The 24836-nt window shown below is 60.3% G+C and carries 21 protein-coding genes; 14 read left to right on the top strand and 7 right to left on the bottom strand.

Translation table 11 applies throughout. The annotated features are described in order from the left end of the window. Nucleotides 1–1200 (top strand): succinyldiaminopimelate transaminase, encoded by a 1200-nt coding sequence (gene dapC / locus QZR14_RS05150; protein WP_311996040.1) that lies wholly within the window; start codon nucleotides 1–3, stop codon nucleotides 1198–1200. A 46-nt stretch (nucleotides 1201–1246) separates the two neighbouring features. On the opposite strand, the gene QZR14_RS05155 is transcribed toward dapC, so the two are convergent. Further along, nucleotides 1247–2878 carry a Na+/H+ antiporter gene (locus QZR14_RS05155; protein WP_311996041.1) on the bottom strand — a complete coding sequence of 544 codons (1632 nt, stop codon included), beginning with the start codon at nucleotides 2876–2878 and terminating at the stop codon, nucleotides 1247–1249. A 292-nt stretch (nucleotides 2879–3170) separates the two neighbouring features. On the opposite strand from QZR14_RS05155, the gene QZR14_RS05160 reads away from it, so the two are divergent. The 4 genes from QZR14_RS05160 to QZR14_RS05175 all read left to right on the top strand — a co-directional run bounded on the left by QZR14_RS05160 (nucleotide 3171) and on the right by QZR14_RS05175 (nucleotide 6338). Beyond that, on the top strand, nucleotides 3171–3533 hold the full coding sequence (locus QZR14_RS05160) for an ArsC family reductase (protein WP_003222107.1): 363 nt from the start codon (nucleotides 3171–3173) through the stop codon (nucleotides 3531–3533). Nucleotides 3534–3565: 32 nt separating this feature from the next. Beyond that, entirely contained in the window at nucleotides 3566–4600 is a 1035-nt protein-coding gene (dapD, locus tag QZR14_RS05165; protein WP_011332675.1) for a 2,3,4,5-tetrahydropyridine-2,6-dicarboxylate N-succinyltransferase, read from the top strand. Nucleotides 4601–4731: 131 nt separating this feature from the next. After that, entirely contained in the window at nucleotides 4732–5937 is a 1206-nt protein-coding gene (locus QZR14_RS05170; RefSeq protein ID WP_311996042.1) for an aminotransferase class V-fold PLP-dependent enzyme, read from the top strand. After that, a complete protein-coding gene (locus tag QZR14_RS05175; protein WP_311996043.1) occupies nucleotides 5934–6338 on the top strand; it encodes a SufE family protein in 405 nt (134 codons plus the stop codon). Before QZR14_RS05170 ends, QZR14_RS05175 begins: the two co-directional genes overlap by 4 nt. A 115-nt stretch (nucleotides 6339–6453) precedes the next feature. Here QZR14_RS05175 and tcdA read toward each other — a convergent pair whose 3' ends face one another. After that, the gene (gene tcdA, locus QZR14_RS05180) at nucleotides 6454–7272 is read right to left on the bottom strand and encodes a tRNA cyclic N6-threonylcarbamoyladenosine(37) synthase TcdA (RefSeq protein WP_250603038.1); all 819 of its coding nucleotides are present in this window, start codon (nucleotides 7270–7272) and stop codon (nucleotides 6454–6456) included. 214 nt (nucleotides 7273–7486) lie between these two features. On the opposite strand from tcdA, the gene QZR14_RS05185 reads away from it, so the two are divergent. The 4 genes from QZR14_RS05185 (at nucleotide 7487) to QZR14_RS05200 (ending at nucleotide 12693) form a co-directional block, all read left to right on the top strand. Next, nucleotides 7487–10075: a glycosyltransferase gene (locus tag QZR14_RS05185; RefSeq protein WP_311996044.1), complete on the top strand. Its 2589-nt coding sequence runs from the start codon at nucleotides 7487–7489 to the stop codon at nucleotides 10073–10075. Nucleotides 10076–10279: 204 nt separating this feature from the next. After that, a complete protein-coding gene (gene dapE, locus QZR14_RS05190) occupies nucleotides 10280–11431 on the top strand; it encodes a succinyl-diaminopimelate desuccinylase (protein WP_311996045.1) in 1152 nt (383 codons plus the stop codon). Beyond that, nucleotides 11431–12240 carry a putative RNA methyltransferase gene (locus tag QZR14_RS05195; RefSeq protein WP_311996046.1) on the top strand — a complete coding sequence of 270 codons (810 nt, stop codon included), beginning with the start codon at nucleotides 11431–11433 and terminating at the stop codon, nucleotides 12238–12240. The genes dapE and QZR14_RS05195 overlap by 1 nt, the downstream gene beginning before the upstream one ends. A 75-nt stretch (nucleotides 12241–12315) precedes the next feature. After that, nucleotides 12316–12693 carry a hypothetical protein gene (locus QZR14_RS05200; protein WP_250603034.1) on the top strand — a complete coding sequence of 126 codons (378 nt, stop codon included), beginning with the start codon at nucleotides 12316–12318 and terminating at the stop codon, nucleotides 12691–12693. A 91-nt stretch (nucleotides 12694–12784) separates the two neighbouring features. Here the strand turns inward: QZR14_RS05200 and QZR14_RS05205 are convergent, their stop codons facing one another. Continuing rightward, a complete protein-coding gene (locus tag QZR14_RS05205) occupies nucleotides 12785–12994 on the bottom strand; it encodes a cold-shock protein (protein ID WP_007908870.1) in 210 nt (69 codons plus the stop codon). Nucleotides 12995–13232: 238 nt separating this feature from the next. Here QZR14_RS05205 and plsB point away from each other — a divergent pair, with 238 nt between their 5' ends. The 3 genes from plsB to QZR14_RS05220 are packed head-to-tail and all read left to right on the top strand — an operon-like array spanning nucleotide 13233 to nucleotide 16918. Next, nucleotides 13233–15734 (top strand): glycerol-3-phosphate 1-O-acyltransferase PlsB, encoded by a 2502-nt coding sequence (plsB, locus tag QZR14_RS05210; protein WP_311996047.1) that lies wholly within the window; start codon nucleotides 13233–13235, stop codon nucleotides 15732–15734. A gap of 55 nt (nucleotides 15735–15789) precedes the next feature. Next, on the top strand, nucleotides 15790–16188 hold the full coding sequence (locus tag QZR14_RS05215; protein ID WP_250603031.1) for a YbaY family lipoprotein: 399 nt from the start codon (nucleotides 15790–15792) through the stop codon (nucleotides 16186–16188). A gap of 40 nt (nucleotides 16189–16228) precedes the next feature. Next, entirely contained in the window at nucleotides 16229–16918 is a 690-nt protein-coding gene (locus tag QZR14_RS05220) for a DUF4197 domain-containing protein (RefSeq protein WP_311996048.1), read from the top strand. 60 nt (nucleotides 16919–16978) lie between these two features. Here QZR14_RS05220 and QZR14_RS05225 read toward each other — a convergent pair whose 3' ends face one another. The 3 genes from QZR14_RS05225 to QZR14_RS05235 all read right to left on the bottom strand — a co-directional run bounded on the left by QZR14_RS05225 (nucleotide 16979) and on the right by QZR14_RS05235 (nucleotide 22475). Beyond that, nucleotides 16979–17236: a DUF6124 family protein gene (locus QZR14_RS05225; protein WP_160038485.1), complete on the bottom strand. Its 258-nt coding sequence runs from the start codon at nucleotides 17234–17236 to the stop codon at nucleotides 16979–16981. A 1051-nt stretch (nucleotides 17237–18287) separates the two neighbouring features. After that, the gene (locus tag QZR14_RS05230; RefSeq protein WP_311996049.1) at nucleotides 18288–21356 is read right to left on the bottom strand and encodes an efflux RND transporter permease subunit; all 3069 of its coding nucleotides are present in this window, start codon (nucleotides 21354–21356) and stop codon (nucleotides 18288–18290) included. A 6-nt stretch (nucleotides 21357–21362) separates the two neighbouring features. Next, complete coding sequence (locus QZR14_RS05235; RefSeq protein ID WP_311996050.1) at nucleotides 21363–22475, bottom strand: efflux RND transporter periplasmic adaptor subunit; 1113 nt, start codon at nucleotides 22473–22475, stop codon at nucleotides 21363–21365. 94 nt (nucleotides 22476–22569) lie between these two features. On the opposite strand from QZR14_RS05235, the gene QZR14_RS05240 reads away from it, so the two are divergent. Then, the gene (locus tag QZR14_RS05240) at nucleotides 22570–23205 is read left to right on the top strand and encodes a TetR/AcrR family transcriptional regulator (protein WP_095119312.1); all 636 of its coding nucleotides are present in this window, start codon (nucleotides 22570–22572) and stop codon (nucleotides 23203–23205) included. 132 nt (nucleotides 23206–23337) lie between these two features. On the opposite strand, the gene QZR14_RS05245 is transcribed toward QZR14_RS05240, so the two are convergent. Beyond that, entirely contained in the window at nucleotides 23338–24120 is a 783-nt protein-coding gene (locus tag QZR14_RS05245) for a class I SAM-dependent methyltransferase (protein ID WP_284677008.1), read from the bottom strand. 92 nt (nucleotides 24121–24212) lie between these two features. On the opposite strand from QZR14_RS05245, the gene QZR14_RS05250 reads away from it, so the two are divergent. Then, on the top strand, nucleotides 24213–24833 hold the full coding sequence (locus tag QZR14_RS05250; RefSeq protein ID WP_311996051.1) for an energy transducer TonB: 621 nt from the start codon (nucleotides 24213–24215) through the stop codon (nucleotides 24831–24833). The last annotated feature ends 3 nt before the right edge of the window (nucleotides 24834–24836 follow it).

The raw sequence follows: 24836 nt of genomic DNA on the forward strand, positions 1-24836 counted from the left end.
ATGAACAACGCTCTGAACCAGCTCCAGCCGTACCCGTTCGAAAAGCTCCGCGCCCTGCTCGGCACCGTAACGCCGAACCCGGAAAAACGCCCGATCGCCCTGTCGATCGGCGAGCCGAAACACCGCTCGCCAAGCTTTGTCGCCGAAGCGCTGGCGAACAGTCTGGATCAGATGGCCGTGTACCCGACCACCCTCGGCATCCCGGCGCTGCGTGAAGCCATTGGCGGCTGGTGCGAGCGTCGTTTCGGCGTGCCGAGTGGCTGGATCGATCCGGCGCGCAACGTATTGCCGGTCAATGGCACCCGCGAAGCGCTGTTCGCGTTCACCCAGACCGTGGTCAACCGTGGCGACGACGCGTTGGTGGTCAGCCCGAACCCGTTCTACCAGATCTACGAAGGCGCCGCGTTCCTCGCCGGGGCCAAGCCGCATTACCTGCCGTGCCTGGACGAGAATGGTTTCAACCCGGACTTCGATGCCGTTTCGCCGGACATCTGGAAGCGCTGCCAGATCCTGTTCCTCTGCTCGCCGGGCAACCCGACCGGCGCGCTGATCCCGGTCGACACCCTGAAGAAACTGATCGCCCTGGCCGACGAGTACGATTTCGTGATCGCCGCCGACGAGTGCTACAGCGAGCTGTACTTCGACGAACAAACCCCGCCGCCGGGCCTGCTGACTGCCTGTGTCGAACTGGGCCGCAAAGACTTCAAGCGTTGCGTGGTATTCCATAGTTTGTCCAAGCGTTCCAACCTGCCGGGCCTGCGCTCCGGGTTCGTCGCCGGCGATGCCGACATCCTCAAAGGCTTCCTGCTGTATCGCACCTATCACGGCTGCGCGATGCCGGTACAAACGCAACTGGCCAGCGTGGCGGCGTGGAATGACGAAGTGCACGTTCGCGCCAACCGTGCGCTGTACCGCGAGAAATTCGATGCGGTGCTGGAGATCCTCAGCCCGGTGATGGACGTGCAGCGCCCGGATGGCAGCTTCTACCTGTGGCCGAACGTGCAAGGTGATGACGCAGCGTTCTGCCGCGATCTGTTTGAGCAGGAGCACGTGACCGTGGTGCCGGGTTCGTACCTGTCCCGTGACGTCGATGGCGTCAACCCAGGTGCCGGCCGTGTGCGCATGGCACTGGTCGCGCCGCTGGCCGAATGTGTCGAAGCCGCTGAACGGATTCGCGCATTCATCACTCGCCAGAAGTAAATCGTCGTGCCCGCATCAGGCAATCTTGTGCGGGCATCACGATGGATTATTTCACCTGCCCCAGATTGGCCTCACTCAAATCCAGATCGGCCAACACTTCTCTGAGGACGTCATCACCGATCTGGTGATGACGACTGAGGTTATAGAGTTCCAGACGCTGCGCCCTGAGCGCTTTCAGGCGCATGCGACGCTCGAGTAAATCCATTTGAAACGCGAGGGCCTGGGCTTCGGCGGAGTCGTTGAAGACATCCAGCTGATGACGATACTCGGACATGATCCGCGCCTTCAGCTCGGCCGACAAAGCAGCCTGAGCGGCGTCCTGCGGGGTGATCTCCTCCGTTTCAAGCGCATGAATCGCCGCTTCTGCGGTTTTGCGCCAGGCATCGCGCACTTCCTGGCGCCGCTTGTCGTCCGGGCTTTTTTCAATCCCGCGCAACAACAGCGGCAGCGCGATGCATGCCGAAATCAGCGACAACAGAATCACCCCGGCGGCGATGAAAATCAGCAAGTCACGCTCGGGAAACGCATCCGCGCCCATCAACATCGGCACCGACATCACGCCGGCCAGCGTTACTGCACCGCGCACACCGCCGACAGTCAGCAGCCAGCAAGAGCGTGCGGTCGGGACTTGCGTCAGCTCGCCCTTGCCACGCAAGCGGCGCAACAGCACCGACAAACGCCAGATGCTTTGCACCCAGATAAACCGCAGCAACACCAGCGCGAGGAAAATCGCCACGACATCCAGGCAGCGGTAGAACAGTGTTGGCCACAACGTCGGCTCGTGACTGACCACGGCTTTGATGATGTCCGGCAATTGCAGGCCGAGCAGCAGGAAGATCAAACCGTTGAAAGCAAACTCCAGCAGCGACCAGACGCTGCGATTGAGCAAGCGCGTGCTGGTCTGCCGGGGCAACAGATCGAGCCAGCTCTGCATCATCCCCGCCGCCACGGCCGAGAGAATGCCTGACACGCCAAGGCGTTCGGCCAACACGTAAGCCGCGAACGGCAACAGCAACATGAACACCACGTGCGTCGCCGGATCATCCCAGCCACGGGCGATCATCCACGCCCGCAAACGCCCGACCAGCCAGCTCAAGGCCACACCGACCGCCAACCCGCCAAGCGCCACCAGGACAAACGTCAGACTGGCGTTGGTCAGCGAGAACACGCCCGTGATAGCCGCCGCCAGTGCGAACTTGAACGTCACCAGACCCGAGGCATCGTTCATCAGTGCCTCGCCCTGCAAGATATGCATGAGCGGGGTCGGCAAGCGGTTTTGCGAAATGGCCGAAACGGCGACCGCGTCCGTCGGCGACAACACCGCCGCCAAGGCGAAGGCCACCGGCAACGGAATTGACGGCAACAACCAATGAATGAAGTACCCGGCGCCGACCACGGTGAACAGCACCAGCCCGACGGCCAGCGTCAGAATCGGCCCGCGCAGCTGCCAGAACTCGCGTTTGGGCATGCGCCAGCCATCGGAAAACAACAGGGGCGGCAAGAACAGAAACAGGAACAATTCGGGATCGAGGGCAACGTGCAGACCGAGGGTCGGCCAGGCGAGCAAGGCGCCGGCGGCGATCTGGACCAATGGCAGCGGCAACGGGATGACCCGTCCGACCAGCCGCGAGACGCTGACCAGCATCAGCAGGATCAGGACGGTGTAAGCGGTTTGCATAAAGCGGAAATCTCAGACAATCGACAGCGTTGAACTGCCATATTAGCCGCTTAGGATGGATCTGACCGTTGCACCTATGTCGCACTGCTGCAACGCAGTCTCCTTGTGGGAGCGAGCCTGCTCGCGAATGCGCTCCGTCATTCAACAGAGATATTGCCTGATACGGCCCCTTCGCGAGCAGGCTCGCTCCCACAGGTTTTGCAGCGTTACGACAACCGTGGCCGACGAAACCGTTTGGTCATGGCATAATCCGACACCATTTTTCTCCAGCACCTGTAAAGGGGGCGATTCCTTGACCGTTTCAAGTAAAACGTTGCACCTTTTCGGCATCAAAGCCTGCGACACCATGAAGAAGGCGCGCACCTGGCTCGATGAACACGCTGTCAGCTACGACTTTCACGATTACAAAACCGCCGGCATCGACCGTGAACACCTGACCCAATGGTGTGACGAACACGGCTGGCAAACGGTGTTGAACCGCGCAGGCACGACCTTTCGCAAACTCGACGACGAACGCAAAGCCGATCTCGACCAGTCGAAAGCCATCGAACTGATGCTCGCTCAACCCTCGATGATCAAGCGCCCGGTGCTCGATCTCGGTGACCGAACCCTGATTGGCTTCAAGCCAGACATCTACGCGGCCGCACTCAAATAAGCAGCCCGTCACTTATTGCTAGAGGTATTCACATGTCCAACTCCCTGTTCAGCATCGCCTTTGGTGTCGGCACTCAAAACCGTCAAGGCGCCTGGCTGGAAGTTTTCTACGCCCAGCCACTGCTCAACCCGTCGGCCGAACTGGTCGCTGCCGTTGCGCCGATCCTCGGTTACACCGAAGGCAACCAGGCCATCACCTTCACCACCGCCCAAGCGGCGCAACTGGCTGAAGCCGTGAAAGGCATCGACGCCGTGCAAGGCAAGCTGCTGACCCGTCTGGCGGAAAGCCACAAGCCGCTGGTCGCCACCCTGCTGGCCGAAGACGCGCAACTGACCTCGACACCTGAGGCCTACCTCAAGCTGCACCTGCTGTCGCACCGTCTGGTCAAGCCACACGGCGTCAGCCTGGCCGGCATCTTCCCGCTGCTGCCGAACGTCGCGTGGACCAGCCAGGGCGCCATCGACCTGAGCGAACTGGCTGAACTGCAACTGGAAGCGCGTCTGCGTGGCGAGCTGCTGGAAGTGTTCTCGGTGGACAAGTTCCCGAAAATGACCGACTACGTGGTTCCGGCTGGCGTGCGTATTGCTGACGCGGCACGTCTGCGTCTGGGCGCTTACGTCGGTGAAGGCACCACCGTGATGCACGAAGGCTTCATCAACTTCAACGCCGGCACCGAAGGCCCGGGCATGATCGAAGGCCGCGTATCGGCTGGCGTGTTCGTCGGCAAGGGTTCGGACCTGGGCGGTGGTTGCTCGACCATGGGCACCCTGTCGGGCGGCGGCAACATCGTGATCAAGGTCGGCGAAGGCTGCCTGATCGGCGCCAACGCCGGTATCGGCATCCCGTTGGGCGACCGCAACACGGTTGAGTCGGGCCTGTACGTGACCGCCGGCACCAAGGTTGCGTTGCTCGACGAAAACAACAACCTGGTCAAGGTTGTGAAGGCGCGCGAGCTGGCCGGTCAGACTGACCTGCTGTTCCGTCGCAATTCGGAAACCGGTGCTGTGGAATGCAAAACCCACAAATCGGCGATCGAACTGAACGAAGCGCTGCACGCTCACAACTAAGCAGCACATTGATAACCTGTGGGAGCGAGCTTGCTCGCGAAGCTTTTAGCGTCCTCGAGGACGCCTTCGCGAGCAGGCTCGCTCCCACAGTGTCTTGTGTACATCCCGCCCAAGTTCACAGGGCTGAACAAATGATGATTCCCTCCCCGTGGCGTGCCGATTTCCCGGCCATCGCCGCGCTGCAACGGCAAGACCAGACTTATCTGGACAACGCCGCCACCACGCAAAAACCCCAAGCCCTGCTCGACGCACTGACGCATTACTACGCCAACGGCGCGGCCAATGTGCATCGTGCGCAACACCTGCCCGGCGCTCACGCGACGCAGGCGTTCGAGGACAGTCGGCTGAAGGTGGCCCAGTGGCTGAATGCCGGTGACAGCGGGCAAATCATCTTCACCCACGGCGCCACCAGTGCGCTGAATCTCCTGGCTTATGGCCTGGAATCTCTTTTTCAACCGGGCGATGAAATTGTCATCAGCGCCCTGGAGCATCACGCCAACCTGTTGCCGTGGCAGCAACTGGCGCAACGGCGCAGTCTTAAACTGGTGATCCTGCCGCTGGACGCCGACGGCTTGATCGACCTCGCCGCCGCTGTGCATCTGATCGGCCCGCGCACGCGGTTGCTGGCGGTCAGTCAGTTGTCCAACGTGCTCGGTTCGTGGCAGCCATTGTCGGCGTTGCTGGGCATGGCCAAGGCGCAGAACGCGCTGACTGTAGTCGACGGCGCACAAGGCGTTGTTCACGGTCGGCATGACGTGCAGGCGCTGGGTTGCGACTTCTATGTGTTTTCCAGCCACAAGCTCTACGGCCCCGATGGCCTCGGCGTGCTGTTTGGGCGCAATGCTGCGCTTGAGCAACTGAAGCCATGGCAATTCGGCGGCGAAATGGTCCTGGAAGCCAACTATCACGACGCGCGTTTCCGCCCGGCGCCGCTGGGGTTCGAGGCGGGTACGCCGCCGATTGCCAGTGTGATCGGCCTCGGTGCGACGCTGGATTATCTGTCGGGTCTGGATCAAGACGCGGTGTCCGCTCACGAAGCTGCGCTGCATGACTATTTGCTGCGCGGCCTCGCCGCCCGTAACGGCATTCGCTTGCTCGGCAAGCCGCAATTGGCGCTGGCGAGTTTTGTCGTTGACGGTGTGCATAACGCTGATTTGGCGCACTTGCTGACCGAACAAGGCATCGCCGTGCGCGCCGGGCATCACTGCGCGATGCCGCTACTCAAAAGCTTTGAACTGGCCGGGGCGATTCGGGTGTCGCTGGCGCTGTACAACGACTCGGAAGATCTGGAGCGTTTCTTTGAAGCACTGGATCAGGCGCTGGAGTTGTTGCGATGAGCTTGCCGGTTGAAGCGGCTGAGGCGCTGCAGATCTTTCAGAACGCGGCTGGCTGGGAACAACGGGCGCGGTTGTTGATGCAGTTTGGTGATCGTTTGCCGGCGCTGGATGACGCGGATAAGTGCGACGCCAACCGGGTGCATGGCTGTGAGAGTCAGGTGTGGCTGGTTGGGGAATTGCGCGACGGCCATTGGCAATTTGCGGCGAGTAGCGATGCGCGGATGATTCGCGGGTTGGTGGCGTTGCTCTTGTTGCGGGCAAATGGCTTGTCGGGCGCTGATCTGAAGCAAATTGATTTGCCGGACTGGTTCAATCAGCTCGGCCTTTCGCGGCAGCTATCGCCATCGCGCAGCAATGGCCTCAATGCAGTGCTCCAGCGAATGAATGAGTTGGCTGGTTAATCGCCATCGCTGGCAAGCCAGCTCCCACAGGGTTCTATGGTGTTCATAGATGCAGTGAACTTACCCAATACCTGTGGGAGCTGGCTTGCCAGCGATGAGGGCATAAGCCCCAGCATCAAGCCTGAGGTTTAACTCGGTCAGCCGGACGCCGAACCCCCGCAACAATCTTGTCCACAGCCTTGGTCGCCGCGACCATGCCGAACGTGGCCGTGACCATCATCACCGCGCCAAACCCACCGGCGCAGTCGAGCTTCACGCCATCACCGACAAAACTCTTCTGCAGGCAAATGCTGCCATCCGGTTTCGGATAACGCAGTTGCTCCGTGGAAAACACGCACGGCACGCTGTAATGACGGGTTACGGTACGCGAAAAGCCATAGTCGCGACGCAACGTCGAACGCACTTTCGACGCCAACGGATCGTTGAACGTGCGGTTGAGATCGCACACCTGAATCAGCGTCGGATCAATCTGCCCGCCCGCCCCGCCAGTGGTGATGATCTGGATCTTGCGGCGTTTGCACCAGGCGATCAGCGCAGCCTTGGCGTTGACCGCGTCGATGCAGTCGATCACGCAGTCGATGTTCGGCGTGATGTATTCGGCCATGGTCTCGCGGGTAACGAAATCCGCCACCGCGTGCACCGTGCAATCCGGATTGATCCCGCGCAGGCGCTCGGCCATCACTTCGACCTTGGGCTTGCCGACGGTGCTGTCCAGCGCGTGCAACTGGCGGTTGGCGTTGCTGACACAGACGTCATCGAGGTCAAACAGCGAAATCTCGCCGACGCCACAGCGGGCCATGGCTTCCGCTGCCCAGGAACCGACGCCACCGACGCCGACGATCGCCACATGGGCCGCGCGCAAACGCTCCATGCCTTCGATGCCATACAAACGGGCGATGCCTGCAAACCGCGGATCTTCTGTACTCATGACCATTACCCCAAAAACCGGCGCGCATTATAGGGCTACACAGCGACAAGTTTTAAGCTTCAAGCTACAAGTGTAAGAACTTAAGTCAAAGTCGGCTGCCCAATGTCGGGCATTTCCCTGTCTGATGTACGACTTGCGAACTGCCGGTGTAGGATGCGCGCCCCTCGGGCGTCTAGCCGACCGATCCTCCGTTCCACAGCCTTTGGAACCCGAAATAGCTATGTCATCGCGTAAATTTGGACTCAACCTGGTGGTGGTTCTGGCAATCGCCGCCCTGTTCACCGGTTTCTGGGCGCTGATCAATCGCCCGGTCTCCGCGCCGAACTGGCCGCAGCAGATCTCCGGTTTCTCCTATTCGCCGTTCCAGCAGGGACAATTCCCGCAGAAGGATCAGTATCCGTCTGACGACGAAATGCGCCGCGACCTGGAGATCATGAGCAAGCTGACGGACAACATCCGCATCTACTCGGTCGACGGCTCCTTGGGAGACATCCCGAAACTGGCTGAGGAGTTCGGTTTGCGGGTCACCCTCGGCATCTGGATCAGTCCGGATCAGGAGCGCAACGAGAGGGAAATCACCCGCGCCATCGAACTGGCCAATACCTCGCGCAGCGTTGTGCGTGTGGTAGTCGGCAACGAGGCGTTGTTTCGCGAAGAGATTACCCCTGAGGCCCTTATCGTTCTGCTGGACCGAGTGCGCGCCGCCGTCAAAGTACCGGTCACCACATCCGAGCAATGGCACATCTGGGAGAAGTACCCGCAACTGGCGAAACACGTCGATCTGATCGCCGCCCACATTCTGCCGTACTGGGAGTTCATTCCGGTCGACAAGGCCGGCCAGTTCGTTTTCGATCGTGCCCGCGATCTGAAAAAGCTGTTCCCGAAAAAACCGCTGCTGCTCTCCGAAGTCGGCTGGCCGAGCAACGGCCGCATGCGCGGTGGCGCCGATGCGTCGCCGGCGGATCAGGCGATCTACCTGCGTAACCTGGTGAACAAGCTCAACCGCCAAGGCTTCAACTACTTCGTGATCGAAGCGTTTGACCAACCGTGGAAGGCCAGCGACGAAGGCTCGGTCGGCGCCTACTGGGGCGTGTTCAACGCCGCGCGCCAACAGAAATTCAACTTCGAAGGCCCGGTGGTGGCGATTCCGCAATGGCGTGTGCTGGCCGTTGGCTCGGTGGTGCTGGCCCTGCTGTCGCTGACCCTGCTGATGATCGACGGCTCCGCGCTGCGCCAGCGTGGGCGGATCTTCCTGACCTTTATCGCGTTCCTCTGCGGCTCGGTGCTGGTGTGGATCGGTTACGACTACAGCCTGCAATACAGCACGTGGTTCAGTTTGACGGTCGGTTTCCTCTTGGCGCTGGGTGCGCTCGGGGTGTTTATCGTCTTGCTGACGGAGGCCCATGAACTGGCCGAAGCGGTGTGGATTCACAAGCGTCGGCGCGAGTTCCTGCCAGTCGAGGGCGACTCCAGCTATCGCCCGAAAGTCTCGATCCACGTACCGTGCTACAACGAGCCGCCAGAGATGGTCAAACAGACCCTCGACGCACTGGCCGCCCTCGATTACCCGGACTACGAAGTCCTGATCATCGACAACAACACCAAGGATCCGGCGGTGTGGGAACCGGTACGCGATTACTGCGAAACCCTCGGCCCGCGCTTCAAGTTCTTCCACGTCTCGCCTCTGGCCGGTTTCAAGGGCGGCGCGCTGAACTACCTGATTCCACACACCGCCAAGGATGCCGAAGTGATCGCGGTGATCGACTCCGATTACTGCGTGCACCCAAACTGGCTCAAGCACATGGTGCCGCACTTCGCCGACCCGAAAATCGCCGTGGTGCAGTCGCCGCAGGATTACCGCGACCAGAACGAAAGCACCTTCAAGAAGCTCTGCTACGCCGAATACAAAGGCTTCTTCCACATCGGCATGGTCACTCGAAACGACCGTGACGCGATCATCCAGCACGGCACCATGACCATGACCCGGCGTTCGGTGCTGGAAGAATTGGGCTGGGCTGACTGGTGCATCTGTGAAGATGCCGAACTCGGCCTGCGCGTGTTCGAAAAAGGCCTGTCGGCGGCGTATTACCACGACAGCTACGGCAAGGGTCTGATGCCGGACACCTTCATCGACTTCAAGAAGCAGCGGTTCCGTTGGGCGTACGGCGCGATCCAGATCATCAAGCGCCACACCGGCAGCCTGCTACGCGGCAAGGACACCGAGCTGACCCGTGGCCAGCGCTATCACTTCCTCGCGGGCTGGTTGCCGTGGGTCGCGGACGGCATGAACATCTTCTTCACCATCGGCGCGCTGTTGTGGTCGGCGGCGATGATCATCGTGCCGCAACGGGTCGATCCGCCGCTGCTGATCTTCGCGATCCCGCCACTGGCGCTGTTCGTGTTCAAGGTCGGCAAGATCATCTTCCTCTATCGTCGCGCCGTCGGCGTGAACCTGAAAGATGCGTTCTGCGCGGCATTGGCCGGGCTGGCGTTGTCGCACACCATCGCCAAAGCGGTGCTGTACGGCTTCTTCACCAGCAGCATTCCGTTCTTCCGCACGCCGAAAAACGCCGACAACCATGGCTTCTGGGTGGCGATTTCCGAAGCCCGGGAAGAGCTGTTCATCATGCTGCTGTTGTGGGGCGCGGCGCTGGGGATCTTCCTGGTCAACGGCATGCCGAGCAACGACATGCGTTTCTGGGTGGTGATGTTGCTGGTGCAGTCGCTTCCTTATCTGGCGGCGCTGATCATGGCGTTCCTGTCGTCGCTGCCGAAACCGGCGGCGGCACCGGAGCCGGCAGCCGCATAATCGGTAACGGATAACGTCAAACGGCGGCCTTCGGGCCGCCGTTTTGCTTTAGAATGACCGCCTTTTTCAATGCCAACAAACTCGGTAGGAGCTGCCGAAGGCTGCGATCTTTTGATCTTGCTGTTGATTTTAAAAAACAAAATCAAAAGATCGCAGCCTTCGGCAGCTCCTACAGGTTTACCGTGCGCACCCGGAGTTATTTACATGACGGCCCACGCCGACCTTTCGCCGACCCTCCAACTCGCCATCGACCTGATCCGCCGTCCGTCCGTGACGCCGGTCGACGCCGATTGCCAGAAGCAGATGATGCAGCGCCTGGGCGATGCCGGTTTCAACCTCGAACCGATGCGCATCGAAGATGTGGATAACTTCTGGGCCACCCACGGCAACAACGACGGCCCGGTGTTGTGCTTCGCCGGCCACACCGACGTGGTGCCGACCGGCCCGGTCACGGCGTGGCAGATCGACCCGTTCAACGCCGTGATCGATGAACACGGCATGCTCTGCGGCCGTGGCGCGGCGGACATGAAAGGCAGCCTGGCGTCGATGACCGTCGCCGCTGAGCGTTTCGTCGCCGACTACCCGAACCACAAAGGCAAGGTCGCGTTCCTGATCACCAGCGACGAAGAAGGCCCGGCGCACCACGGCACCAAGGCTGTGGTCGAGCGTCTGGCAGCACGCAACGAGCGTCTGGACTGGTGCATCGTTGGCGAACCGTCGAGCACCACTCTGGTCGGCGACGTCGTGAAAAACGGCCGTCGTGGCTCGCTGGGCGCCAAGCTCACCGTCAAAGGTGTTCAGGGTCACGTGGCCTACCCGCATCTGGCGAAGAACCCGATTCACCTCGCCGCTCCGGCCCTCGCTGAATTGGCCGCCGAGCATTGGGATCACGGCAACGATTTCTTCCCGCCGACCAGTTTCCAGATCTCCAACGTCAATTCCGGCACCGGCGCGACCAACGTGATTCCGGGTGATCTGGTGGCGGTGTTCAACTTCCGGTTCTCCACCGAATCGACCGTCGAAGGCCTGCAGAAACGCGTGGCTGACATCCTCGACAAGCACGATCTGGACTGGCACATCGACTGGGCGCTGTCCGGCCTGCCGTTCCTCACCGAACCGGGCGCGCTGCTCGACGCGGTGTCGGCGAGCATCAAGGACATCACCGGTCGCGAGACCAAGGCGTCCACCAGCGGCGGCACCTCCGATGGCCGTTTCATCGCGACCATGGGCACGCAAGTGGTTGAACTGGGGCCGGTCAACGCGACCATTCACCAGGTCAACGAACGCGTGCTGGCGGCCGATCTCGATGTGCTGACCGAGATCTACTACCAGACCTTGATCAAGTTGCTCGCCTGATGCTTGCTTGCCCCATCTGCAGTGAACCGCTGAATGCGGTGGACAATGGCGTGGTCTGTCCTGCCGGCCATCGCTTCGACCGTGCGCGGCAGGGTTACCTGAACCTGTTGCCGGTGCAGCACAAGAACAGCCGCGATCCTGGCGACAACCAGGCTATGGTCGAAGCACGCCGGGACTTCTTGAACGCCGGGCATTACGCGCCGGTGGCCAAACGTCTGGCCGAACTGGCAGCGAGTTATGCGCCGGATCGCTGGGTCGACATCGGTTGTGGCGAGGGTTATTACACCGCGCAAATCGCCGAGGCCTTGCCGAACGCTGACGGCTACGCACTGGACATTTCCCGTGAAGCGGTCAAACGCGCCTGCAAAAGAAATCCGGCGATTAGCTGGTTGATCGCCAGCATGGCCCGCGTGCCGTTGGCGTCGGGCAGTTGTCAGTTTCTCGCCAGCGTTTTCAGTCCGTTGGACTGGGACGAAGCCAAGCGTCTGCTCAGTGTCGGCGGCGGTCTGATGAAAGTCGGCCCGACCAGCGGCCACTTGATGGAACTGCGCGAACGCCTGTACGACGAAGTGCGCGAGTACACCGACGACAAGCATCTGGCCCTGGTGCCGGAAGGCATGGCGCTGGCGCACAGTGAAACCCTGGAATTCAAGCTGACGCTAAACAAGCCCGAGGATCGCGCCAACCTGTTGGCGATGACACCCCACGGCTGGCGCGCCAGTGCCGAGCGTCGTGCGGCGGTAATCGAACAGGCCGAGCCGTTCGTGACCACCGTGTCGATGCGCTACGATTATTTCGTTCTTCAATAACTTTTGGTTCCGGGCGAGTGCCCGGGGCCGGCTAAATCCGCGAATGGATTTTTCAGACCCGCAGTGAGGACATCCATGCGCCAACCGGACATCGAGATTTACCTGAAAGACGCCGACGTCGACCACAAGGCCATTTCCGCCTGGCTCGGCGAAGCACTGGGCCCGTGCAGCGACTGGGTACAGAAAGGCCAGACTTACAAGTGCACGGCCGGCAACGTGCCGGTGACCTGGCTGCCGAAAGCCGTGGGCAAGTGGAACAGCCTGTACCTGGAAAGCGACCAGACGCCATGGGACGACGACATCGCCTGCGCCCGCGCAGCCTTTGCTGCGCTGAACGTCGAAGTGCGTTGCGCACCGGGCACATGGGTTGAAGAAGAAGGTGAGGAGACAGCGGATCGCTGGATTCGCATCAGCGCAGACGGTGAAGAAGAAATCACCTGGAAAACCGCCTAAAAGCAAAAGATCGCAGCCTTCGGCAGCTCCTACAGGGTCATGTGTACACCCGTAGGAGCTGCCGAAGGCTGCGATCTTTTGATCTTCAAGGTTACAGGCCTACAACATCCTCAGCCTGCAAACCCTTCTCGCCAGTAATCACTGCGTATTCTACCTGCTGGCCTTCGGTCAGCGACCGGTGCCCTTCGCCGCGAATCGCGCGGTAGTGCACGAACACGTCCACCCCGTCTTCGCGCTGGATAAAGCCGTAGCCCTTGGCGTCGTTGAACCACTTCACGTTGCCGGTTTCACGTGTTGCCATCTGTTCATACTCCTTTTTTATTATTGAACAGGCTTTTCGCAGGAAAGCCTTAGAGGAACGTCAGCCTGCGTCCGACGTCCATACAAGGGCCCCGGCGACAGACCGCCGAGTATATGACAGGTGCGAAAAGTCTCAACAGGAGATTACTTCGCCGCTTTTTTGCCGATTTTCGGTGAATACGGCAAACTGTCGACCGCCCGAGCACTTGCTCGGTTTTATTCACTCACGCAGAAGCCGTATGACCCGTTCCCCGTTCCGCCGTCTAGTGTTTGGCACCTTGCGCCGACTGTTGTACCTCTGGGTTCGCTCGGAGACGATCAACCAGTCGTCGCTCACCCTCAACCTCGACCGCAGTCGTCCGGTGTTCTACGTCCTGCAAAACCCTTCGCTGACCGATCTCGCCGTGGTCGACACAGAATGCACCAAGGCCGGCCTGCCGCGCCCGGTGCTGCCGGTGTCAGTGGGTTCGCTGATCGAACCGGCGGCGTTTTTCTACCTGACGCCGGATCCGGACTGGCTCGGTCGCCAGGACAAACGCGGCGCACCGCCGACCCTGACCCGACTGGTCAGCGCCCTGACCCAGAACGCTGCCGAAGACGCGCAGATCATTCCGGTCAGCGTGTTCTGGGGCCAGTCGCCGGACAGCGAAAACAGTCCGTGGAAGCTATTGTTCGCCGACAGCTGGGCCGTTACCGGGCGCCTGCGTCGCCTGCTGAGCATCATCGTCCTCGGGCGCAAAACCCGCGTGCAGTTCTCCGCACCGATTCACCTGCGCGAGCTGATCGAGCACAACAAGGGCCACGAACGCACCGTGCGCATGGCCCAGCGCATCCTGCGGGTGCACTTTCGCAATCTGAAAGCCGCCGTCATCGGCCCGGACATTTCTCACCGCCGTAACCTGGTCAAAGGCCTGCTCAACCAGCCGCTGGTCAAGCAAGCGATCCTCGATGAAGCCGAGCGCGAAAACATCTCCCCGGAGAAGGCCAAGGCCCAGGCCCTGCGCTACGGCAACGAGATCGCCTCGGACTACACCTACACCGCGATCCGCTTTCTGGAAGTGGTGCTGAGCTGGTTCTGGAACAAGATCTACGACGGCATCAAGGTCAACCACATCGAAGGCGTGCAGAAGGTCGCCCAGGGTCACGAAGTGATCTACGTGCCTTGTCATCGCAGTCACATCGACTACCTGCTGCTCTCGTACCTGCTGTTCCGCAACGGCCTGACCCCGCCGCACATCGCCGCCGGGATCAACCTGAACATGCCGGTGATCGGCAGCCTGCTGCGCCGTGGCGGCGCGTTCTTCATGCGCCGCACGTTCAAGGGCAATCCGCTGTACACCTCAGTGTTCAACGAATACCTGCATACCCTGTTCACCAAAGGCTTCCCGGTCGAGTACTTCGTCGAAGGCGGCCGCTCGCGCACCGGGCGCATGCTGCAGCCGAAAACCGGCATGCTCGCGATCACCATGCGCAGTTTCCTGCGTTCGTCGCGGATGCCGATCGTATTTGTGCCGGTGTACATCGGTTACGAGCGCGTGCTGGAAGGTCGCACTTATCTCGGCGAATTGCGTGGTGCGAGCAAGAAGAAAGAATCGATCTTCGACATTTTCAAAGTCATCGGCGCGCTCAAGCAGCGTTTCGGTCAGGTTGCGGTGAATTTTGGTGAGCCGATCAAACTGGCGGAATTCCTCGACGCCGAGCAACCGGACTGGCGCCAGCAGGAACTTGGCCCGCAGTACAAACCGGCGTGGCTCAACGAAACCACCAATCGCCTCGGCGAAAAAGTCGCGCAGCATTTGAACGAAGCGGCGGCGATCAACCCGGTCAACCTGGTGGCGCTGGCGCTGCTGTCGACCACGCGTCTGGCGCTGGATGATCGCGCCATGGCGCGGGTGCTGGATCTGTATCTGGCGCTGCTGCGCAAAGTCCCGTACTCGCCGCACACCACGCTGCCGGAAGGCGACGGCCGCGCGCTGATCGAGCATGTGAAAGACATGGACCTGCTCGCCGAGCAGAACGACGCGTTGGGCAAAATTCTTTATCTGGACGAGCAGAACGCCGTCCTGATGACCTACTACCGCAACAACGTCCTGCACATCTTCGCGCTGCCGGCGCTGCTGGCGAGCTTCTTCCAGAGCACCTCGCGCATGAGCCGCGAACAGATCCTGCGCTACACCCGTGCGCTGTATCCGTACCTGCAATCGGAGCTGTTCATTCGCTGGACGCTGGACGAACTGGACAGTGTGGTCGATCAGTGGCTGGACGCGTTCGTCGAACAAGGCCTGCTGCGTTTCGAGAAAGACGTCTATCTGCGCCCGGCACCCAGCTCGCGGCATTTCGTCCTGCTGACGCTGCTGTCGAAGAGCATCGCCCAGACCTTGCAGCGCTTCTACATGACCGTGTCCTTGCTGCTCAACAGCGGCCAGAACAGCATCAGCGCCGAAGAGCTGGAAGACCTCTGCACAGTCATGGCCCAGCGCCTGTCGATCCTCCATGGCCTGAATGCCCCGGAGTTCTTCGACAAGAGCCTGTTCCGCCACTTCATCCAGACGATGCTCGACCTCGACGTGCTGCGTCGCGACGAGGCCGGCAAACTGAGTTATCACGAGCTGCTCGGCGAGCTTGCCGAAGGTGCAGCCAAACGCGTGTTGCCGGCAGAGATTCGCTTGTCGATCCGCCAGGTCGCACTGCATCGCAGCGAAGACGCTGCAGACCAGGTCGTCGCCCAACCCGAGGCCTGATGCAAACCTGGTGGGAGCGAGCAGGCTCGCTCCCACATTGAAAAGGAGATTTTCCATGAAAAAACTGACTCTGCTTGCCGCCGCCACGTTGCTGAGCGCCTGCCAATCGACCACACCTGCCGGCAAGGTCGGCCTCGACGGTGAAGTGTTCTATCTGCAGCGCATCGCCCTGCCACCAAGCGCGACCCTCAGCGTCAGCCTGCAGGACGTTTCGCTGGCCGACGCGCCAGCCGTGGTGCTGGACGAGCAAAAAGGCCCGGTCAAAGGTCAGGTGCCACTGCCCTTCCACTTGAGCTACGATCCGGCGCAGGTCAAACCCGGCCACCGTTATTCGGTTAGCGCGCGCATTGAAGTCAACGGTGAGTTGATGTTCATCACCACCGAAAACCACGCCGTGAAACTAGACGGCAACGACCCGCAGCCGCTGAAAATCCGCGTCGACGCCGTTCGCTGATTCATTGTCCGCAACCCTTCTCCGCAACAAGGAAGCCGCCATGCTCCGCCCTACCCTTCGCTTCGCCGGCCTGTGCGCAGGCCTGATGATCTCCGCCAGCGCCATGGCATTGTCGCTGAGTGACCTGTCGCAAAAAGACGCCACCGGCGGTCTCAAGGATGCCCTGACCCAAGGCGCGCAAATCGCCGTCAAGCAACTGGGCACCCCCGGCGGCTTCAGCAACAACCCGGACGTGAAAATCGAACTACCGGGCAAACTCGGCAAAGCCGCGAGCAAGATGAAAGCCTTCGGCATGGGCGCCCAGGTTGAAGAACTGGAAACCGCGATGAACAAGGCTGCCGAATCCGCCGTGATCCAGGCCCAGCCAATCCTCGTCGACGCCGTGAAGAAAATGAGCGTGGAAGACGCCAAAGGCATCCTCAGCGGCGGCAAGGACTCGGCCACGCAATACCTCGACAAATCCAGCCGCGAACAGATCCGCGCCAAGTTCCTGCCGATCGTCAAACAGGCGACTGACAAGGTTGGCGTAGCGCAGAAGTACAACTCGTTCGCCGGTCAGGCTGCTGCGTTTGGCGTTGTCGATGCGAAGAGCGCCAACGTTGAAAACTACGTCACCGAGCAAGCGCTGAATGGCTTGTTCGAAATGATCGGCAAACAGGAAGAAACCATCCGCCAGAACCCGGCTGCTGCGGCGACCAGTTTGGCGAAGAAGGTGTTCGGCACGTTGTAATGTGCTGAACGACAAAAAGCCCGCTGACCTTTACCGGTTCAGCGGGCTTTTTTGTGGGCGTCAGTTTTGCGGATCGACTTGATCGAGGACGCGATTCACCGACAGCTCAGCGAGGGAAATCATCTGCTGAATACCCAGAAGCTGACTACATGTCGGGCCATTCAGGGTGAACGCCAGTTCGCTGGCCATGATGTTGGCTGAGGCCAGGGTTTCACAGGCGTGAGCGAGTAATGTTTCGGAATCGACTTCGGGAAGGACGGTAAAAATTGTGCTGGGATGGCTGACGGGTTTGGGGGGATTGGGTGTGGTTTTGAACATGGCGAAATCTCCTGAAGTAGTGGAGCCGCCACCGTTCGCTGCGAAACGAAAGTTAGGTGGCAGCTGTACGCAGGTTCGCAGACCGGGACTTCAGGCACCCGGCATACCCGAAGGTATCCCGCGCACAACCGCCATGACACAGGCATAAAAAAGCGCCCGCTTTCGGATGGTGGACGCTGTGCGTCTGACGTTTAACCGGGCTGCGAAACCCGGTCGCTGATTTTTGCAGCGACAGACCTAGCCTAGAGATCGCGCTTCCGACGGACAACCTGAAAACCTTGTGGGAAGGTTCTGTATTTTCGCAACACGGTTAAACAATTTTGCCTGTCCGATCGTCATCGCCAGCAGGGTCACTCCTACAGTTAAATGGAGTACACCTGCAAAAAACGGGTCGGCTGTCAGGCCGCCTTCGCGAGCAGGCTCGCTCCCACAGTTGAATTGAGTACACCTGCAGAAAACAGGTCGGCTATCAGGCCGCCTTCGCGAGCAGGCTCGCTCCTACAGTTGGATTGAGTACACCTGCAGAAAACAGGTCGGCTGTCAGGCCGCCATCGCTGGCAAGCCAGCTCCCACAATTGGATTGGGTGTATGCAGGTAGAGATTGGGCGGCTGTCAGGGCGTCATCGCAAGCAGGCTCACTCCCACAGAAGAGCAAGAGCAGACCGCTTCTGCTCCTCACCACTCAACAGGATGAGCGTTAGCTCGGCTGCAGCTTTTGATCTTGATCTGAAGGCCCGTCGGCAGGCTGAGTGGAGGGATTGATCCGGGGGTGGGAGCGCAGCGACCGTTCGACGAAGTCGAACACATCGAGAGGAGGTGCAGCGAAGCAAACCGTAGGCGATGCCCCCGGATCGATCCCGGAGCGAAGGAACCCCGAGCCTCAGCGAGCGGGCCGAACGTCAGGGCAAAGCCTTTTGGGTTACCTTTTCGGCGTTTGGAAAAGGTGACTCGCCGTAAGGGCGAAACCGCCAGCAGCAACACCCGCACAAACGGATATTCACCCAAACCCCAAGAACATGGTCGGCCCAAAGGCCGCCACGTCACAAAAGAATCAAGCGTCCTTACGCACCCTGAACCAGGCCGCATACAACGCCGGCAAAAACAACAGCGTCAACGCGGTCGCAACAATCAACCCCCCCATGATCGCCACCGCCATCGGCCCGAAAAACACACTGCGCGACAACGGAATCATCGCCAATACCGCCGCCAGCGCCGTCAACACAATCGGCCTGAAGCGTCGAACCGTAGCCTCGATAATCGCCTGCCAAGGCTTAAGCCCCGAAGCAATATCCTGCTCGATCTGATCCACCAGAATCACCGAGTTACGCATGATCATCCCGGACAACGCGATGGTCCCCAACATCGCCACAAACCCGAACGGTTGCCGAAACACCATCAAAAACAGCGTCACCCCGATCAACCCCAACGGCGCCGTCAAAAACACCATCGCCGTGCGCGAAAAACTGCGCAACTGCACCATCAACAGCGTCAGCACCACGACGATGAACATCGGCACCCCGGCATTCACCGACTTCTGCCCACGCTCGGAATCCTCCACCGTACCGCCGACATCCAACAGATAACCATCGGGCAACTCGGCGCGAATCGAATCCAGCGTCGGCATGATCTGTTTCACCAATGTCGCCGGCTGCTCCTTGCCATAAATATCCGCCCGCACGGTCACGTTCGGCAGGCGATTGCGGTGCCAGATAATGCCTTCCTCAAAGCCGTATTCCAGCGTGGCAATCTGCGACAACGCCACACTGCGGCCGTTGTCCGTCGGCACCGCCAGACTCGGCAGCAACGACAACTCGGTACGCTCATGCACCGTGCCGCGCAGCAGAATCTCGATCAATTCGTTGTCTTCGCGATACTGGCTGACACTCGACCCGGTCAACGAACTCTGCAGGAATTTCGCCAGATTGGCCGTACTCACACCCAACGCCCGCGCGCGATCCTGATCGATATTCAGGTACACGACCTTGCTCGGCTCTTCCCAATCCAGATGCACATTGGCCACGTGCGGATTCTCGCGAACCTTGGCCGCTACTTGGCGCGCCAAAGCACGGACCTCTTCGATGTGTTCACCGGTGACGCGGAACTGCACCGGATAACCAACCGGCGGACCGTTTTCCAGGCGCGTAACCCGCGAACGCAGCGCCGGGAATTGCTCGTTGAGGGTTTCAATCAACCAACTGCGCAGCGCTTCACGCTCCTCAATGGTTTTCGCCAACACCACAAACTGCGCGAAGCTCGCCGCCGGCAACTGCTGATCAAGCGGCAGATAAAAACGCGGTGATCCGGTGCCGACATACGCCACATAGTTATCAATGCCGGCGTGATCCTTGAGCATCGCTTCCAGACGTTTGACCTCGCCAGTGGTATTGGCCAGCGACGCGCCTTCGGCGAGTTTCAGATCGACCATCAACTCCAGTCGATTGGAGGCCGGGAAAAACTGCTGCGGGACGAAACGGAACAACATCACCGAAGCGATGAACAGCCCCACCGTCAGTACAATCACGGTTTTGCGGTGCGCCACGCACCACTCCACCAGCCGCCGAACACGCTGATAGAACGGCGTGTCATACGGATCAGCCTGACCATCGCCGGTACCGTGTTTGGCCGCGTGAATTTTCGCCAGATCCGGCAGGAGTTTTTCCCCCAGATACGGCACGAACATCACCGCCGCCACCCAGGACGCGAGCAAGGCAATGGTCACCACCTGGAAGATCGAACGGGTGTATTCGCCAGTGCCGGATTGCGCCGTGGCAATCGGCAAAAAACCGGCGGCGGTGATCAACGTACCGGTGAGCATCGGGAACGCGGTGCTGGTCCAGGCGTAGCTCGCTGCTCGGATGCGATCAAAGCCCTGCTCCATTTTGATCGCCATCATTTCCACGGCGATGATCGCGTCATCCACCAGCAAACCCAACGCCAACACCAACGCGCCAAGGGAGATCTTGTGCAGGCCGATGCCGAGGTAATACATGCAGGCAAAGGTCATCGCCAGCACCAGCGGAATGGTCAGCGCCACGACCATGCCGGTACGCACGCCGAGGGAGAAGAAGCTCACCAGCAAGACAATCGCCAGCGCCTCGACCAGCACCTGGACGAACTCGCCGACCCCGGTTTTCACCGCCGCCGGCTGATCGGAAACCTTACGCAATTGCATGCCGGCCGGGAGGTTTTTCTGGATGCGCGAGAACTCGCCTTCCAGCGCTTTACCGAGCACCAGAATATCGCCGCCATCCTTCATCGCCACGGCCAGACCAATCGCGTCTTCGCCCATGAAGCGCATGCGCGGCGCCGGTGGATCGTTGAACCCGCGACGCACATCGGCGACATCGGAGATACGGAACGTACGATCGCCGACGCGGATCGGAAAGTTCTTTATCTCCTCGACTGTCTGAAAATTCCCCGAGACCCGTAGCTGCAAGCGCTCGCTACCGGTTTCGAAGAACCCGGCGGTAGAGACCGCGTTCTGCTCTTGCAGCGCCTGTTGCACTGCCGCCAGCGGCAAGCCGAGGGTCGCCAGTTTGACGTTGGACAGTTCGACCCAGATCTTCTCGTCCTGCAAACCGAGCAAGTCGACCTTGCCGACATCCTTGACCCGTTGCAGCTGGATCTGGATGCGATCGGCATAATCCTTGAGCACCGCGTAATCGAAGCCGTCACCGGTCAGCGCATAGATATTGCCGAACGTGGTGCCGAACTCATCGTTGAAAAACGGCCCCTGAATATCCGGCGGCAAGGTCTGGCGAATATCACTGACCTTCTTGCGCACTTGATACCAGAGGTCAGGGATTTGCTTGGAATGCATCGAGTCGCGGGCAATGAACGTGACCTGCGATTCACCGGGGCGCGAGAACGACACGATGCGTTCGTATTCGCCGGTTTCCATCAGCTTCTTTTCGATGCGTTCGGTGACCTGACGCGAAACTTCCTGCGCGGTCGCCCCCGGCCAGCGAGTCTGGATCACCATGGCTTTGAACGTGAACGGTGGGTCCTCACTCTGGCCGAGTTTTGTGTAGGACAACGCACCGACGATGGCCAGAAGAAGCATCAGGAACAGTACGATCTGGCGATTACGCAACGCCCATTCGGAAAGGTTGAAGCGCATCGGGGCTTACTCCTTGTTCGCCAGATTGACCACGCGATTGGAGCGATCCACCGGACGCACCTGCTGACCTTCGAGCAACACATGCACGCCGGCAGCCACCACCCAGTCGCTGGCGTTCAAGCCTTCGAGCACCGGCACGGTTTTCTCGCCGAACGGGCCGATGCGTACCGGGGTTTTCTTCAAAGTATTGTTGGCGCTGACGACCCAGACGTAGGTCGCGCCGTTTTCGGCAGTGAGTGCCGAGAGCGGCACCGAGAGGGAAACGCTGTCGGCCGATTGCACAAACACCCGGGCGCTCTGGCCCAGTTCGGCCGGGACTTTGCCGCTGGTAAAGGAGATGCGTGCGGCGAAGGTGCGCGAGCGCGGATCGGCGGCGGGCGACAGTTCGCGGATCTGCCCGGCAAAGCGCTGGTTCTGTTGCGTCCACAGCTCGACCGTCACTGGCTGACCGACCTTGAAGCGCCCGAAGCTTTGTTCCGGCAGGCTGATCAGCACTTCGCGCTCGCCGTCGGTGGCGAGGGTAAACACCGTTTGCCCAGCGGCAACCACCTGACCGACTTCCACCGAACGCTTGGCCACCACGCCATCCTGCGGCGCACGCAGCACCGCGTAACTGGCCTGATTGGTCGACACGTTGAATTCAGCTTTGATCTGTTTAAGGCGGGCTTCACCGGAGCGGTAAAGGTTTTCGGCATTGTCGTAAGCCGAGCGGCTGACCATCTGCCGATCCATCAAGGTCTTGTAGCGATCACGCTCGGCACGCACCAGATTGAGATTGGCTTCGGCGGCAGCGACCTGGGCGCGGGTGGCTTCCAGTTGCAGGCGCACGTCCTGCGGATCGAGTTCGGCGAGTGGCTGATCAGCCTTCACGCGCTGACCTTCATCGACCAGTCGTCGGCTGACTTTGCCGCCAATGCGGAAGGCCAGATCGGGCTCATAGCGGGCGCGCACCTCGCCCGGATAACTTTCCATGGCCTGTGCCGAAGGCTCTGGCTGCACCACCATGGCCGGTCGCACGGTGACTTGCGTCGCCTCTTCCTGACCGCATGCGGACAACAAAAACGCCAGACTGACTGGCAACGCAAAGGGCCACGTGAGGTGCAGTGCATGACGGAACATGGTGACGGACCTTTCGCTAATGGTGCTTGGAATAATTATACTGGCGGGTATGTTATTAATAGCAAACTCACCAGTCCAGTATTAAAAGCGAAGAATGTCGAACAATCTTTCAGCTCCAAACGGTCCGGGCCGCCCCAAGGATCTGGCCAAGCGCCAGGCAATCCTCGACGCGGCGAAAATCCTTTTTCTGAGTCATGGCTACGCCAACACCAGCATGGACGCGGTGGCCAGCGAGGCGGGCGTGTCGAAGCTGACGGTGTACAGCCATTTCAACGACAAGGAGACGCTGTTCTCCGCCGCCGTGGTGGCCAAATGCGAGGAGCAATTACCGCCATTGTTCTTCGAATTGCCCGAAGGCATTGCCGTGGAAAATGTGTTGCTGAACATTGCGCGCGGCTTTCATCACCTGATCAACAGTGATGAATCGGTGAATCTGCACCGCTTGATCATGGCGCTGGGCAGTCAGGATCCGAAGCTGTCGCTGATCTTCTTCGAGGCGGGTCCGCAGCGCATGGTGCAAGGGATGGAGCGGTTGTTGACGCGCATTCACGAAACCGGCGCGCTGAGCATCGATCTGCCGCGCAATGCCGCCGAACATTTCTTTTGCCTGATCAAGGGTGCGGGGAATTTTCGATTGTTGTATGGCTGTGGTGAGCCGTTGACTGAAGAGGCAGCGGAAAGCCATGTGCAGGAAGTTGTAGCGTTGTTTATGCGCGCCTATCGGCCCTGATTTCTGCGGCGTCGGCACTGACGCCATCGCTGGCAAGCCAGCTCCCAAAAGGATTCGGGTGTAATCACAAATTCTGTGCACACCACTGAACCCTGTGGGAGCTGGCTTGCCAGCGATTGGCGCGACTCGGTATTAAGCCTTGAGCGCTTTCTTCGGGTAAATGTCATAGCGGCTGGATTTGCCATCCAGCGCATGACTCGGTTTCGGCCCATCAATACACGGCGCCTTGCGCGGGCGCTTGACCACTACTCGGTGCGTGGCCAGGGCCAAAGCGGCCTGCAACAGCGCCGGTGCATCCGGATCATCGCCCACCAGCGGCCGGAACAAACGCATTTCCTTCTTCACCAGTGCGGTCTTCTCGCGATGCGGAAACATCGGGTCGAGATAGATCACCTGCGGCGGCTCACCTTCCCAGTTCTGCATGACCTCGATGGAATTGCCTTTGAGCAATTTCATCCGCGCCACAATCGGCGCCACGTCGAAATCTTCCGCCGCCCGCGCCAGACCATCCTCCAGCAACGCGCCAATCAGCGGCTGGCGCTCGATCAGGCTCATCTCGCAACCGAGGCTCGCCAGCACGAACGCATCCTTGCCCAACCCCGCCGTGGCATCCAGCACTCGCGGGCGCACACCTTGAGCGATGCCGACAGCCTTGGCGATCATCTGCCCACTGCCGCCGCCGTATAAACGCCGATGTGCCGCGCCGCCCTCAACAAAGTCGACCCGCACCGGCCCCGGTGCGTCCGGGCCGAGCTGCTGCAGCTGCAAACCCTGCTCGCCAACCTGCAAGGCAAACTCGCCGTCCGCCACTTCACGCGGCAATCCCAGGCGTTCAGCCCACTGCTCGGCTTGCGCTTCAAACGTCGCGCCGAGGGCTTCGACATGGATGCGGCAGGCCGCAGGTTGCTCGATCATGGAAAACACGCTCAAAAATTCAAGGATCGGCAAAAACCGCCGATAATTCATTCAACGCGCATTTTGCCAGAGCTGAGCGTCAACCGAAAAAAATGTCAGGCATTCTTCCCACATCGATTGGCTACATCTCGCCCCATGGCGACTTTAGCCGTCACAACACTCAAGCACTGAGCGGCGTCAGTCACCTGTGGCAGGATTTCTTTGCCCAGGCGATGGCCGAACAGACGAGTGAAGTGGTGCCTGCCTGCGGTACATTTCCGCCGGTTGACCTGAGCAGCCCGGAAGAGCCGACCATCGGCAGCGAGTTGCACGCGCACATCGTCAGCCAGCGCGAGTGCGATGTGGTGGAAACCGAAGTGCGTCCGCCAGAACCATTGTTCCTGCCGATCGCCGAATTTGAAATGGAATTGCTGGACAAGCCATTCCCACCGTTCCCGCCAGAAGAACTCAAGGCTCAGCAAGCCCAACAGGATTTCGACAGCAGCTGGGTGCGCCCGGTAGTGATCAACAATGGTCAACCCGTTCCAGAGCCTGGCCCGGCGCCGCAGAAGAAGCCGCTGTACTTGCCGATTGCCGAATTCGATCTGGATCTGCTGCAGAAGCCTTACCCGCCGTTCCCGCCGGAAGAAATCGTCGAGCAACAGAAAGCCCTGGACTTCGATAACGGCTGGGCGCGCCCGATCGTTCTGCAGAACCTGCGTCTCGCCGCCTGACCC

The organism is Pseudomonas sp. rhizo66 (assembly GCF_031931925.1).
In the GTDB taxonomy this organism is placed as follows: Bacteria; Pseudomonadota; Gammaproteobacteria; order Pseudomonadales; family Pseudomonadaceae; genus Aquipseudomonas.